Below are 12962 nucleotides of genomic sequence, written 5' to 3' on the forward strand. Positions count from 1 at the left end.
CGCGAGTGTCAACAGTGCTAGAGGATGGGGCTATGCGTGATGCAGTGATCGTCGATGCGGTGCGTACCCCCATCGGCAAGCGAAACGGTGCCCTGTCTGACATCCACCCGGGCGACCTGTCCGGGCACGTCCTCAACGCACTCGCCGATCGCGTCGGGTTCGATCCCGCCGTCGTCGACGACGTGGTGTGGGGCTGTGTGAGTCAGGTCGGTGACCAGGCGGGCCACATCGGCCGCCTCGGCGTCCTCGCCGCGGGGTGGCCCGAGTCGGTGCCGTCGGTCGTCGTCGACCGGCGGTGCGGGTCCGGTCAGCAGTCGGTCGCGTTCGCCGCCGCGGGCGTGATGTCCGGCCAGTACGACGTCGCGATCGCCGGCGGCGTCGAGTCGATGTCGCGCGTGCCGATGGGGACCGCAGGCAAAGGCGGCACGCCCACTCCGCAGTCGGTGCTCGATCGCTACGAGATCGAGCGGTTCGATCAGGGGATCGGCGCCGAGATGGTGGCCACGAGGTGGGGGATGACCCGCACGGAACTCGACGAGTACTCGGCGCGGTCGCATGAGCGCACAGCGGCAGCCGCAGACGCCGGAGCGTTCGACGGCCAACTCGCTCCGATCGGCGACCTCACTCAGGACGAAGGGCTTCGCCGGGGTACCACCGCGGAGAAGCTCGCCGGCCTCAAGACACCGTTCGACCCGAACGGGATGATCACCGCGGGCAACGCGTCGCAGATCTCCGATGGCGCGGGCGCACTGCTCGTGACGTCGAGCGAGACCGCTGCGGCCAACGGTTGGACGCCGATCGCGCGCGTGCACACCACCGTCCTGGCGGGCGACGACCCGGTCATCATGTTGACGGCGCCCATCGCGGCGACGCGTAAGGCCTTCGACCGGTCGGGTCTGTCCGTCGACGACATCGGAGCGTATGAGGTCAACGAGGCGTTCGCTCCGGTTCCGATGGCGTGGCAGAAGGAGATCGGCGCATCGGACGAGGTCCTCAACCCGCTCGGCGGAGCCATCTCGGTCGGCCATCCGCTCGGCGCGTCGGGAGCCATTCTGATGACTAGACTCGTGCATCACATGCGCGACAACGGTATTCGGTACGGCCTCCAGACGATGTGTGAAGCAGGCGGAATGGCCAACGCGACGATCCTGGAGCTGCTGTGAGCGACGAACTGCTGGTGGAACGCGACGGCGACGTCGTCACCTGGACCATCAATCTCCCCGACCTGCGCAACGCGATCTCCGACGAGCCGATCATCGACGCGATCATCGACGCCGTCGCTCGGGCCAACGCGGACCAGAGTGTCCGCGCGGTGATTCTGACCGGTGCCGGATCGGCGTTCTCGGCAGGCGGAAACGTGAAGGCTATGCAAGCGGGCGAAGGCCTGTTCGGTGGTGCCGCGCACGATCAGCGAGTCGGGTATCGCGATGGCATCCAACGGATTCCGCGGGCCATGTACGGGCTGGAGGTTCCGGTGATCGCCGCCGTCAACGGTCCGGCGGTCGGCGCGGGCTGTGACCTGGCGATGATGTGCGACCTGAGGATCGCGTCCAACACCGCATTCTTCGCGGAGAGTTTCGTGAAGCTGGGGATCATCCCGGGTGACGGCGGCGCATGGTTCCTGCCGCGCATCATCGGCCCGGCGCGAGCGGCGGAGATGGCGTTGACCGGCGACCGCGTCGACGCCGCCACCGCGCTCGACTGGGGAATGGTCTCGCGCGTTGTCGAGCCCGACGAGTTGCTCGGGGAGGCCCGCAGGCTCGCCGAGCGCGTCGCGGTGAACCCGCCGATCGCCGTGCGGATGGCTAAGAAGCTGTTGCGCGAGTCGTCGCAGCAGACGCTCGACCAGTTGTTGGAGATGTCGGCCGCCATGCAGGGCATCGCCCATCAGACAGAGGATCACAAGGAAGCGATCGCGGCGATGCTCGAGAAGCGCGCCGGCGTCTATCAAGGACGGTGACCCCCGTGCGCGTGATCGTGGTGGGCGGTGGCATAGCCGGTTTGACGACAGCCATTGCGCTGCACCGCCAGGGTCATGACGTGCGCGTGCTCGAAGCACGCGACGACACGTCTGCGGGAGCCGGGATCAGCTTGTGGCCCAATGCGCTTGCGGCACTCGACCGTATCGGTGCGGGCGACGCCGTCCGCGCGTCGGGCGGCTCGGTGACCGCGGGTGCGATGCGGTGGCGCGACGGGAGCTGGATTCGACGACCGGACCCGGACCGGCTCGTCGCTGCGCTCGGCGAACCGCTCGTCGTGATCGAGCGGGCGACCCTGCGGGACGTCCTCGCGGGGATGCTCCCGCCGGACACAGTGCAGTTCGGGGCGAGAGTCGACGGCTCGGCCGGGCTGGACGCCGACCTCGTCGTCGGCGCGGACGGCACGCGGTCGGTGCTCGCCCGTGAGCTCAACGGCCCGTTGCCGCACACATACGCCGGCTATACGGCGTGGCGCGGCATCGCCGATGCGGGATTCGATCCGGTCCTCGCCGGTGAGGTACTCGGGCGCGAGGGCCAGTTCGGGTTGGTCCCGCTCGGCGCCGACCGCACATACTGGTTCGCTACTGCGCGGCTGCCTGCAGGCACGTCCTTCGACGACGAGGCCGCCCACGTCCGCGGGCTCGTCGACGGATGGGCCGATCCGCTGCCGCGGCTGGTCGCCGCGACCGATCCGGACCATCTACTGCGCAACGACCTGTACGACCGACCGACGGCCACGGTGCTGCACCGCGGACGTGTGGTGCTGGTCGGCGACGCTGCGCATCCCATGCGGCCGCACTTGGGGCAGGGCGGCTGCCAGGCGATCGAAGACGCAGTGACACTCGCCGAATGCATCGGTACCGGAGACGATCTCCCGCTGGCGACGATGCGGTACGCGAGCGTCCGTCGGCGCCGCATCCGGGCTGTGGTGCGCGAATCCGAACTCATCGGACGCGTAGTCAACGGGAGGCCAGCGGCCGTGTGGGAAGCCCTCATCCGGTCGAGTGTCCTAGTTCCGGACGTGGCCGTCCGCGCGCATCTGGCAACCGTCGCGTCGCGACGCGCGTTCTCCAGGACACTGGAGTCATGCTGACGATTCCCGCGCACGCGATTCTGCTCGACATGGATGGAACGCTCGTCGACTCCGATGCGGTCGTCGACCGGCTGATGGGGCGGTGGGCGTCTGCGCACGGTCTCGACGTCGACACAGTGTTGCGCATGTCGCACGGTCGGCAAGGCCACGAGGTGATGGCCGAACTCCTGCCGGACCGTCCCGCCGAAGAGAATCTCGCCGACAACGAGGAACTGCTGGCCGCGGAGATCTCGGACACTGACGGGATCGTCGAGATCCCGGGGGCGGCCAGGCTGCTCGCTGCGCTCGTCGACGTCCCACACGCCCTCGTCACGTCCGCGACCCTGCCGCTGGCGCAAGCACGCATGACGGCGGCCGGGCTCGTCGTCCCCGACGTCGCCGTGACAGCCGACGACGTGACCGAATCCAAACCGAGTCCCCGCGGATTCCTTCGGGCAGCGGAGATCCTCGGCGTAGATCCGACTCGGTGTGTCGTGTTCGAGGACTCCCGCGCCGGTATCGCCGCCGGACTCGCAGCCGGAGCGACGGTCATCGGCGTCGGCGAGGACGTCGCCGGCTACGGGGCCGATCACACCGTCGCGGATCTCACTTCGGTGCACTTCGACGGCGAGTCGGTGCAGATTCATCTGATTGACCGATAGGGTGAGTGCTGCAAGTCACTTCACTAGAGGGGGCAAGTCATGAACACCTTGGCAGCGACAGAAATTCTCGCCCGATCATCCACACTGACGAACGTCGGCTGGATTGGCTATCTGGTCATCGGCGCGATCGCTGGACTCATCGCAGGCAAGATCGTCAACGGCGGCGGTTCCGGGTTCCTGATGAACATCGTCGTGGGCGTCGTCGGAGCGCTTCTCGGCGGATTCATTCTGAGCTTCTTCTTGGACACTGCGGGCGGCGGCTGGTGGTTCACGCTCTTCACAGCGGTGCTGGGCTCGGTGATCTTGTTGTGGATCGTCGGAAAGTTCCAGAAGACCAGGGTATAGCGTCACTGGCTTGAACACCGGGAGCGCGGGGCGTCGGATACCCGCGAATATCAGTGCACAGGTGTACACTGACACGTCATGAATGATCGTGACGTGCGCCGGAGAGAAGTCCGGGAGCTGGTCGGTCTGCTGTTGTCGGAGACCGGTCGTGCCACCGGTGGGATCCACCACACGCATCGGGCGATCTCCGATCGGGTGTTCCGCGGGGTCGGCCTGTTCACGCGTCGGTCGGCTACGCCGGTCAAGGTGATGCACGATGTCATCACCGATGGCGTTTACACCGCGGTGCGGGCCGGGGTCGATTCGGCGGGTGTCGTCGGCCGACACGTCGCCGACCTTCCGCTGAAGGCATCGGTCTCCCAGACCGTGGCGGGATCGGCGGTCATCGCAGCGGTCAACGGTCTGATCGGGGACGAACTCGAGGGCAGGCGCTCACCTCTCACGGAGGAAGCCGTCAGCGTTCGCGTCGACGGACAGCCGGTGGACTGCACGGCATCCGGGGCGGCCGCGGCCTTCCCGGAGGCGACAGGAACACTGGTGGTGTTCGCGCACGGATTGATGGAGACCGAGCACGCGTTCCGGTACGGAGAAGGTCCGCACTACGAGCAGGTGCTCGCCGAGCGCGGCTTCACCGCCGCGCACCTCCGCTACAACACGGGCAGGCGGGTGTCGGTGAATGGGCGCGACATCGCCGGTGAGCTCGACGCACTGGTCCGGAACTGGCCGGTGCCGGTAGAACGAATCGTTCTGATCGGCCATTCGATGGGCGGCCTGGTACTCCGCAGCGCGGCGCACCAGGCCGATCTCGACGGCCGGGAATGGGTCCGCGATGTCACGACGACGGTGAGTCTCGGGACGCCGCATCTCGGGGCTCCGCTGGAGAATCTCGCGCACTACGCGAGTGCAGGCCTTTCGTTCTTTCCGGAGACCTCCGCATTCGGCGGCCTGCTGCGGCGCCGCAGCGTCGGCATCCGTGACCTGCGCGGCGGCAGTCTCGTCGACGAGGACTGGGTCGGCCGCGATCCGGACGCCCTGGGGAAGGCCGTCGCCGCCGAAGTGCCACTACTTCCTCAGGCGAAGCATTACTTCGTGTCGGCCACGGTCACCCGATCGCCGCAGAACCCGATTGGCCGGGTCATCGGCGACGGCCTGGTGCTCTCTCCGAGTGCTCGCGGCTCGCACAAGGCGCGACGCATCGGGTTCGACCCGGAGAACGGCTTGCACCTGCCGGGAGCGCACCACTTCACCTTGCTCGGCGCCCCGGCGGTCACCGAGATGCTCGTCGAATGGATCGGCTGAACTGGGTTCCGGTGCGGGATATCGGCGCCGTCTGAAGTCGTAGGGTGCCCCCGGCAGGATTCGAACCTGCGACCTAGAGATTAGAAGGCTCTTGCTCTATCCACCTGAGCTACGGGGGCATTCGCCGTCGCGGTGGGAGCGCCGGCGAGAAGTAAGTATATCGGGTCCTACGATGGACGTATGTCAACGACGTCTGCGACGGCCGATACCGAGCCTGGTTCCGCTCATGTGATCGACCGCGACCACCTCACTGATCCGTCGGGGCCCCGACGCGTGATCGTCGCGGCGATGCTGGTCGTAGGCGCTGTTGCAGGCGCATTGGTGACAGCAGCGTCCGCGGCGACAGCGCTGCGGCTAGCAGGCGTGCCCGATGCGGGCGTCCTCACCACCTACGGCGTGCCCGTCGTCACCGCCGTCGGACAGCTCAGCGCTGCGATCGGTCTCGGCGGAGCGATGTTCGCGGCGTTCTTCGTTCCGCCGCAGCGCGGCGGCCACCTCGACGTCGGTGGATTCCGCGCCGTCCGGTGGACCTACGCGGCGATGCTCGTGTGGGCGCTCTGCGCGCTCGTGATGATCCCGTTGACGATCTCGAACGTGAGCGGCTATCCGCTCGGTGAGACGTTGAAGCCGGACAACCTGTTCACCGCCTACGGGCAGGTCGCCGATGCGCGGTACTGGTTGTGGACGGCCATCTTCGCGATTCTCGCGGCGATCGTCGCGCGCGCAGCACTCAAGTGGGGCTGGACGTTCGTCGTCCTGGGACTGGCGTTCCTGTCGCTGATGCCGTCGGCGTTGGCCGGGCACTCCTCGGCGGGCGGCGGACACGACGTCGCGACCAACAGTCTGATCCTGCACATCGTCGCCGCCGCAGTGTGGACCGGCGGACTGCTCGTAGTGGTCGCCTATGCATTCGGCAACGGCCGGTGGCGAACACTCGCCGTGCGGCGCTATTCACGGGTGGCCTTCTGGTGCCTGATCGTGGTCGGGATCAGCGGTGTCGTCAACGCGTTGGTGCGGATGCCGATCGGGCAGCTGTTCACCACCACGTACGGACTCATCGTCCTCGGAAAGGCGCTGGCGTTCGTCGTGGCGGGCGCGATCGGCGGACTGCACCGCAGGATCACCGTCGCCGAGCTCGAGGGCTCCGACGAGCCGCGTAAGTCGCTGTTCGTCCGCTTCGCCGCCGTCGAGCTGATCGTGTTCGCGATCGCGTTCGGATTCGCCGCTGGACTGTCGCGGACGCCGCCCCCGGACCTGGCGACGGCCGACGTGACACCGATGGCGTTGAAGATCGGCTACGACCTCGACGGTCCGCCGACTCTCATGCGCCTGTTGTTCGACTGGCGGTTCGATCTGATCTTCGGCACGGCGGCCCTTGTGATGGCGATCGTGTACTTGCGCGGCGTGTGGCGCCTGCATAAGCGCGGCGACGCCTGGCCGGTCGGCCGGACCGCGGCGTGGCTCCTCGGGTGCTTGAGCCTCCTGGTCGCGACCTCGTCGGGCATCGGTCGGTACTCGCCTGCACTGTTCAGCAGTCACATGATGTCGCACATGATGCTGACGATGCTCGTTCCGGTGCTGCTGGTCCTCGGTGGACCGATGACGTTGGCGCTGCGAGCGATCCCGCCCGCAGGCCGAGGTAACCCGGACGGCCCGCGTGAATGGATTCTGACCGCTCTGCACAGCAAGTTCTCGAAGCTCGTCACGCACCCGGCGATCGTCGTGATCTTCTTCGTCGGCAGTTTCTACGTGCTGTACCTGGGCGGGCTCTTCGACGTCGTCGTCGAACACCACTCCGCGCACCTGCTGATGAACATCCACTTCCTCATCAGCGGCTACCTCTTCTACTGGCTGGTGATCGGCATCGACCCGGCGCCACGCCAGACGAGTCACGTCGCGAAGCTGGGAGTGGTGATGGGCGCGCTGCCGTTCCACGCCTTCTTCGGCGTCGCGTTGATGATGACGACGGCGCTCATCGCCGAGAAGTACTACCGCGGCCTTGAGCATCCATGGGCGCTCGACCTCGCGGCAGATCAACGAGTCGGTGGCGGCATCGCATGGGCGACGGGAGAGTTCCCGCTCGTCATCGTGATGCTCGCGCTCCTCGTCCAATGGCGCAGGCAGGACGAGAAGGTCGCCCGCCGCTTCGACCGCAAGGAAGCGCGCGACGAGGACGCCGAACTCGAGAGCTACAACGCGATGTTGCGGGAAATGAACGCGCCGACGGCTCCGGATACGGACGTGGACGCAGACGTGACCGAAGGCGAGTCGGCGACGACGGCCCACGACGAAGTGGGGACGTCAGAAGTAGAGAAGTAGAGAAGGCGCTTGCTACGCGAGGGCGTACGGGGTCTGGAACGACCACTGGAAGTCGAGCCAGGTCTGCACCAGGCGTGCACCGGTGATCCGCTCGACACGACGATGGACGGCGGCGTCGAAGCGATTCCACACCGCGTGAGTGATGTGGCCGACACGGCGCAAGAACGCGAAGATGAACGACGTGACTCGGTGAGCCCACGCGAATTCAGTCGAGAGGGCGCCGAGGCCGAGGAAGAACGCACCCCACCCGGGGCCGGGGATCGGCAAGGGAATCATCACGAGCCCCGCCAGAAAGAGGACGGTACCGACGACGGCGACGCCGACCCGGTACAACATGTTGAGCTTGCGGTGGCTCCGGATCGTGTAACGCTGCTTCCGGTGCCAGATCTTGATCCGCAGACGAGTGCTCAAAACCGTCGACCTCTCGTAGTTCGTCCCTCATGGGTTCTTCCCTGGTGGCTTTCGCCCCGGGCTGTAGATGCAACGGACGACGACGCCGAAGCGGTTCCCAGTGTGACACATGACACTGTAATCCTGTACTCGGTGTGACCGCGTGTCATTCGATCGCGCTGGTCCGATCATTGCGGTAATCGATCGGGGCGTGCCCGGTCCACCTGCGAAACGCGCGACGGAAGGCGCTCGGCTCGTAGCGTTCTCCGCATGTGAGGAGCACTCATATAGAGAAAGCCGGCGAGGTCCGTTGAATCGATCCACGGCCCGGAACTGCGGTTGGCCAGGATGCGCTCGATTCGCGATGTCAGGGTCGTCGGCGCCCCACGCGAATAGAAGAGAGATCCGGGCGCATTACGAACGAGGTCATCCATGTCGGGTTCAGTGCGGACGACGGGACGCTCGAGAAGGCTCGCGCTGAACGAAATGGACACTCTGGTCGCATGGAACGTTGCGGGGGTTCCGAATATCTGTTCGTAGTCCTTCGCGAGGTGACTTCCATCGAATGGATACTCCACCCGGATCGCTGGTATCGGCGCGTCTATCAACCATGCCGCTAGTCGTTGAACTCCCGCTGTAGCCACGAAGGCGAGGACTGGGTCGAACCGTTCAGCGATCGGGGTCTCCGCACTCAGTGTCGCGGTTCCGGATTCGACAGAAGTGCGGAGGGTCACTCCCATGGTGACCGAGATGAAATCGGTGACGCGGGTGAGCGCCGATCCCAGGTCACGGGCGTGGATCAGGGTGAGTCCGGCGAGCCTCAGGGAGCCGACGGGAAAGTCTCGCGGTCCGAATCCCAAGAGTTCGTCGCGAAGGGCCTGCTCGGCACGGGGCGGGACTCATGATCGTGGAGTCTCGTCGCCGCTTCGGCGACATCGATACCCGAACGCTGGCGGTGGGCGGCGGCAGCGCCACCTTCGTCCCGTTCCACGGGTTCGGTGACAGCGCGGACACCTGGCGCGGTGTTCTGACGCGTCTCGAACAGGCAGGGCATACAGCGGTCGCGTTCGACATGCCAGGCTTCGGCGTCACGCAGCCACTCACGGCCGATCCCGTCATGCCGCAATGGGACTGCTTCGTCGACGACGTCATCGACGAGTACGGCGAGGTCGCCGTCGTCGGCAACTCTCTCGGTGCAGCAGCGGCCATCCGCGCTGCTGCTCGGCGACCGGACCGGGTGAGCACTGTTGTGGCCGTCGACGACCCGTTCCTGGCCGACCATCGACCGATGAGGTTGGCGCAGTCGCGTGCGCTGGAACTGGTGGCGTGTTCGCCGATCCTCGACCGGCTGCCTCTCTCACTCGTGCAAGCACTGATTCGGGCGACGGTGCCAGGGTTGATCTACCACCGTCGCGCGCACGTCGAGCGCAGCGTCGTCGACCGGTGGGTGGCTTCGGTCGACTCATCGGCCGTTCTATGCCAGTACGCCGATCTCGTTCATCGGATAGCGTGCGAGGCGAAGGCCTGGCATCCCACGGCAGCCGTCGAGTGCCCGACCCTCGTGGTGCACGGCGCACACGATCGGCTCATCCCCACCTCCGCGAGCGTGGCGCTTCACGCGAGGGTTCCTGGAAGCGAACTGGCTGTGCACGCGCAGGCCGGGCACTGCCCACAGTTGGAGTATCCGGACTGGCTGGCTCGGACGATGCTCGAGTTCCTGGGGCGGCAGATCGCGGGCGACCCGGAGGCGGTGTCGTGAACATCGCCGAGCGAACCCGAGGAATCGTCACTGCCGTCGGCGGTGCGACGGAACAGGTGCGTGCCGCCAACGTCATAGCGGGCTCCGGGATGGTCGACCTGGCCCGCCCGTGGTCGATGCTCGCTGCGGTCAGAGACTTTCGAACGCACGGCCCGGTCGCTGGAGCGCTCCGCATCGCGGTCCGGCGATACGGTGCGCGGACAGCGCTGGTCGATGAGGAACGGTCGGTCACCTTCACCGAACTGGACTGCAGGACCGACGACGTCGCCGCGGCGCTGGTCGCGGACGGACGCGGCTCGGGGACCACCATCGCGGTGATGTGCCGCGATCATTGCGCGATGGTCGAAGCGATGATCGGCGCGACGAAGACCGGTGCGGGGCTTGTTCTGATGAATACCGGGATGAGCGCCGTCGAGACGCGTGAGGTCTGTCGTCGGGAACGGGTCGATCTGTTGATCCCACGACGCTGAGTTCTCTGATCGGGCGACCGATGTCGGAGCCGAGCGACTCGTCATCGGTGGGATCGACGACGGATTCGATGCGTGCATCACCCGAGGTTCACGGTCTCCGAGGGTCGGCCGACTGCCACGACCGGGTTCGTTGACCATCCTGACCGGGGGAACGACGGGGACGCCGAAGGGGGGCGCCTCGAACTGTCCGCTCACCCCTCGCTGCAGCGCAGTTCCTAGACCGCATACCGCTGCCTGCGCGCGGTACGACCATCCTTGCGGCGCCGTTGTTCCATGGAACGGGGCTCAGCCAGTTTCTCCTGTCAGTCTCTCTGGGAACGACGAACGTCCTGATGGGAAAGTTCGATCCGGAGCGGACGCTGTGGTTGATCGACGAATTCGCGTGCACGACTGTCGTACTCGTGCCCACGATGCTGAGCCGAATCCTCGCGCTCGGCGACGATGTGCTGCACCGGTTCGACACGTCGAGCGTCTCGGTCATCTTCTGTGCCGGATCCGCGCTCCCGGTGTCCGTCGCTGCCGAGGCGACGAAGCGGTTCGGGCATGTTCTCTACAACCTGTACGGGGCGAGTGAAGTCGGGGTCGTGGCCGTGGCCACCCCGCACGATCTGGCGTGTTCGCCTGGGACCGTCGGCCGACCGCCCGTGACCTCGGTGGTGCGACTCTATGGTTCCGACGACCGTCGTATCGACGCCGCGTATGAGACGGGGACGATCTACGTCGGCGGACTGCTGTCGTTCACGGGGTACAGCGGTGGCGGACAGAAGAAGGTCATCGACGGGTTGCTGTCGAGTGGCGACGTCGGACACTGGGACGCCGACGGCCGACTCTTCATCGACGGCCGCGACGACGACATGATCGTCTCGGGCGGGGAGAACGTCTTTCCCGGCGAGGTCGAAGAACTGCTGTACGGCCACCCCGGTATCGCGGAAGCCGCGATCGCGGCGGTCCCGGACGCCGACTTCGGGCAGCGACTCGCCGCATTCGTTGTGCGATCGGCGGGTGCGGATCTCGACGCAGGTGAGGTGCGTGAGTATGTGAAGGCGAATCTCGCACGGCACAAAGTGCCCAGGGACGTCGTTTTCGTCGATGCCCTGCCACGTTCGTCGGTGGGGAAGCTGCTACGTCGAGATCTTCGTGACCGCACGACCGGCAGCAGGTGAACTAGGGACGCTGGGCGGTCCGTTCCCTGTAGTTGTCGCCTCCGGATTCCATCATCTTCTTGATCGCGAAGTGCATGCGGGCGAGAGAGTATATGCAAGCCCCACTGTCCGTAGACAGTGTCCTCAAAAACCCAAGCTTCTCGAATGGCCGACCACAGGCTGTGAATCTCGTCGTTCGATGATCCTCAGATCCGCAACGGAAACAGATTCAGGCAATCGTAAAGCAAACATCGTGGAATGTGCACCAGGTGGTGGCCTGGTTCCGGTGCTGGCGCTCGTGGATCGACAAGTGGCTATTGGCGAGTGGTGTTCTCATGGATCGGTCTCGTCGTTCGCGGTGTGGGTGGGCGTGGACGTGCCCCGCATCTCGATATGAAATGCGGGGCACAGTTCTAGGGACAGGTTCGGGTGAACCGTCTGTTGGTGACTACGGCCAGTACTGGGCGATGGTGATCGGCCTGTCTGGTCGGCTGGTGTGGATACCGATGCCAGCGCGCCCGCCCCGGTGCGCTGCGGCCTCGTTGACCAGGCGTTGCGGGGTCGTGTAGATCATCTTCTTGTCCTTGCCGGGCACGGCGACCGGCTGGTACACAGAATCGGGCTCTACTGAGACCGTGCTGTGCTGGCGGACGACGGGTTGGTTCAGGAAGTTTGCAAGTCCCATGTGGGCGGCTTGCTTGGTTTCACTGGCGGTGAGCCAGATCATGACGTAGTTCCGGCTCTGGACTACCTGCACCGCACCGGCTTCTCCCGCAGACGCGCTCGTGGCGGTGACCCCGAGTGTTCCGATGGCTGCCGCGGCGCATGCCCCGGCGATGAATTTCTTGACTGACCCCATGGTCGGCCCCCTCTTGATTGTGCATATGTACGCACCGTCCCCCAAAGAATCGGCGCGACCCTTACGGGTGTGGCAAACATACAGCACACATCGCTTCGGTAGGGTCGTTCTGTGATGTTTCTTACTGTCGTAATGATCGGGCGTGCGGGATGGTGGGTGTTCGTCATCGCTCAACTCATGGCAGCGCTGGCGATGCCGACTTCTGGCGTCTCTGTCCGCTACTCCGATGCGCAGGGAGTCGATGTAATCGGCGGTTCGTTCACCGACTCGAACGCCTTGACGTCGATCTCGTTCGCGGCGCTAGCTGTCACGGTGATCGCGGCACTTGTCCACGCCGTGATCGTCCGCCGCCCATCGGTCGGCATCGTCGTAGTCGCGGCACCCGTTGTCGGTGGAGCGCTGATTCTGTGGACACTCGATCATACGACAGGCGTCGATCCGCGCGTGCCGAAAATTGCCGCGTTCGCGCTGATCCTGCTCGCTGTGGCGACTCGTGAACTCGTGGCGCACTTCTATGGCTCGCGGCGCACCGTCCACCAGGTTCGCAAGGACTGACCGGATAGGGTGGTGGCGTCCCAGTTTCGTAGTCGAGTCCGATGCTGAAAGCGCCACCGCTCGCACTCTGCCTTGACGACGCTCACTGAATGCTTGACCTCACGAACACCC

13 protein-coding genes, 1 tRNA gene and 2 pseudogenes are annotated in these 12962 nt (G+C 65.8%); 12 read left to right on the forward strand and 4 right to left on the reverse strand.

What is annotated here, in order from left to right; genetic code table 11:
* The first annotated feature begins 32 nt into the window (after positions 1-32).
* From L5G32_RS04155 to L5G32_RS04180, 6 genes are all read left to right on the forward strand, one after another.
* Positions 33-1163, forward strand: coding sequence for a thiolase family protein (locus L5G32_RS04155; RefSeq protein ID WP_237009764.1), 1131 nt, complete (start codon positions 33-35; stop codon positions 1161-1163).
* Positions 1160-1960, forward strand: a complete 801-nt coding sequence (locus tag L5G32_RS04160; RefSeq protein WP_237009765.1) for a crotonase/enoyl-CoA hydratase family protein — start codon at positions 1160-1162, stop codon at positions 1958-1960. The genes L5G32_RS04155 and L5G32_RS04160 overlap by 4 nt, the downstream gene beginning before the upstream one ends.
* Positions 1961-1965: 5 nt before the next feature.
* On the forward strand, positions 1966-3072 hold the full coding sequence (locus tag L5G32_RS04165; protein WP_372491631.1) for an FAD-dependent oxidoreductase: 1107 nt from the start codon (positions 1966-1968) through the stop codon (positions 3070-3072).
* Positions 3066-3713, forward strand: coding sequence for an HAD-IA family hydrolase (locus L5G32_RS04170; protein ID WP_237009767.1), 648 nt, complete (start codon positions 3066-3068; stop codon positions 3711-3713). The genes L5G32_RS04165 and L5G32_RS04170 overlap by 7 nt, the downstream gene beginning before the upstream one ends.
* Before the next feature lie 39 nt (positions 3714-3752).
* On the forward strand, positions 3753-4058 hold the full coding sequence (locus L5G32_RS04175; protein ID WP_237009768.1) for a GlsB/YeaQ/YmgE family stress response membrane protein: 306 nt from the start codon (positions 3753-3755) through the stop codon (positions 4056-4058).
* A gap of 78 nt (positions 4059-4136) precedes the next feature.
* Positions 4137-5357, forward strand: coding sequence for a lipase family alpha/beta hydrolase (locus L5G32_RS04180; protein WP_237009769.1), 1221 nt, complete (start codon positions 4137-4139; stop codon positions 5355-5357).
* Between the two features lie 45 nt (positions 5358-5402).
* Here L5G32_RS04180 and L5G32_RS04185 read toward each other — a convergent pair.
* Positions 5403-5476, reverse strand: a tRNA-Arg gene (locus L5G32_RS04185).
* Positions 5477-5537: 61 nt separating this feature from the next.
* Here L5G32_RS04185 and L5G32_RS04190 point away from each other — a divergent pair.
* Complete coding sequence (locus tag L5G32_RS04190; RefSeq protein ID WP_372491632.1) at positions 5538-7676, forward strand: bifunctional copper resistance protein CopD/cytochrome c oxidase assembly protein; 2139 nt, start codon at positions 5538-5540, stop codon at positions 7674-7676.
* Positions 7677-7688: 12 nt separating this feature from the next.
* Here the strand turns inward: L5G32_RS04190 and L5G32_RS04195 are convergent, their stop codons facing one another.
* Together L5G32_RS04195 and L5G32_RS19435 are read right to left on the reverse strand one after the other, a co-directional pair.
* Positions 7689-8087: a PGPGW domain-containing protein gene (locus L5G32_RS04195; RefSeq protein WP_237009770.1), complete on the reverse strand. Its 399-nt coding sequence runs from the start codon at positions 8085-8087 to the stop codon at positions 7689-7691.
* A 167-nt stretch (positions 8088-8254) separates the two neighbouring features.
* Positions 8255-8941, reverse strand: a pseudogene (locus L5G32_RS19435) (AraC family transcriptional regulator ligand-binding domain-containing protein); the annotation flags it as partial.
* A 26-nt stretch (positions 8942-8967) separates the two neighbouring features.
* Here L5G32_RS19435 and L5G32_RS04200 point away from each other — a divergent pair.
* The 4 genes and pseudogenes from L5G32_RS04200 to L5G32_RS19335 all read left to right on the forward strand — a co-directional run bounded on the left by L5G32_RS04200 (position 8968) and on the right by L5G32_RS19335 (position 11458).
* Positions 8968-9825 (forward strand): alpha/beta fold hydrolase, encoded by an 858-nt coding sequence (locus L5G32_RS04200; RefSeq protein WP_237009771.1) that lies wholly within the window; start codon positions 8968-8970, stop codon positions 9823-9825.
* The gene (locus tag L5G32_RS19325) at positions 9822-10295 is read left to right on the forward strand and encodes an AMP-binding protein (RefSeq protein ID WP_308192011.1); all 474 of its coding nucleotides are present in this window, start codon (positions 9822-9824) and stop codon (positions 10293-10295) included. Before L5G32_RS04200 ends, L5G32_RS19325 begins: the two co-directional genes overlap by 4 nt.
* Positions 10296-10513: 218 nt before the next feature.
* Positions 10514-10984: pseudogene (locus L5G32_RS19330) on the forward strand (AMP-binding protein); the annotation flags it as partial.
* 165 nt (positions 10985-11149) lie between these two features.
* On the forward strand, positions 11150-11458 hold the full coding sequence (locus tag L5G32_RS19335; RefSeq protein ID WP_308192012.1) for an AMP-binding enzyme: 309 nt from the start codon (positions 11150-11152) through the stop codon (positions 11456-11458).
* A gap of 427 nt (positions 11459-11885) precedes the next feature.
* Here L5G32_RS19335 and L5G32_RS04210 read toward each other — a convergent pair whose 3' ends face one another.
* A complete protein-coding gene (locus tag L5G32_RS04210) occupies positions 11886-12296 on the reverse strand; it encodes a hypothetical protein (protein WP_237009772.1) in 411 nt (136 codons plus the stop codon).
* A 111-nt stretch (positions 12297-12407) separates the two neighbouring features.
* Between L5G32_RS04210 and L5G32_RS04215 the strand changes: the two genes are divergently transcribed.
* Entirely contained in the window at positions 12408-12851 is a 444-nt protein-coding gene (locus tag L5G32_RS04215) for a hypothetical protein (RefSeq protein WP_237009773.1), read from the forward strand.
* Positions 12852-12962 lie beyond the last annotated feature (111 nt).

It is taken from the genome of Gordonia zhenghanii (assembly GCF_021738965.1).
GTDB classification, from domain to species: domain Bacteria; phylum Actinomycetota; class Actinomycetes; order Mycobacteriales; family Mycobacteriaceae; genus Gordonia; species Gordonia zhenghanii.

What these genes read in the sequence shown, in the direction of transcription:
- L5G32_RS04155 (WP_237009764.1), top strand. Translation starts at nt 33, where the DNA reads ATGCGTGATGCAGTGATCGTCGATGCGGTGCGTACCCCCATCGGCAAG.
- L5G32_RS04170 (WP_237009767.1), top strand. Translation starts at nt 3,066, where the DNA reads ATGCTGACGATTCCCGCGCACGCGATTCTGCTCGACATGGATGGAACG.
- L5G32_RS04175 (WP_237009768.1), top strand. Translation starts at nt 3,753, where the DNA reads ATGAACACCTTGGCAGCGACAGAAATTCTCGCCCGATCATCCACACTG.
- L5G32_RS04180 (WP_237009769.1), top strand. Translation starts at nt 4,137, where the DNA reads ATGAATGATCGTGACGTGCGCCGGAGAGAAGTCCGGGAGCTGGTCGGT.
- L5G32_RS04190 (WP_372491632.1), top strand. Translation starts at nt 5,538, where the DNA reads ATGTCAACGACGTCTGCGACGGCCGATACCGAGCCTGGTTCCGCTCAT.
- L5G32_RS04200 (WP_237009771.1), top strand. Translation starts at nt 8,968, where the DNA reads ATGATCGTGGAGTCTCGTCGCCGCTTCGGCGACATCGATACCCGAACG.
- L5G32_RS19335 (WP_308192012.1), top strand. Translation starts at nt 11,150, where the DNA reads ATGATCGTCTCGGGCGGGGAGAACGTCTTTCCCGGCGAGGTCGAAGAA.
- L5G32_RS04210 (WP_237009772.1), bottom strand. Translation starts at nt 12,296, where the DNA reads ATGGGGTCAGTCAAGAAATTCATCGCCGGGGCATGCGCCGCGGCAGCC.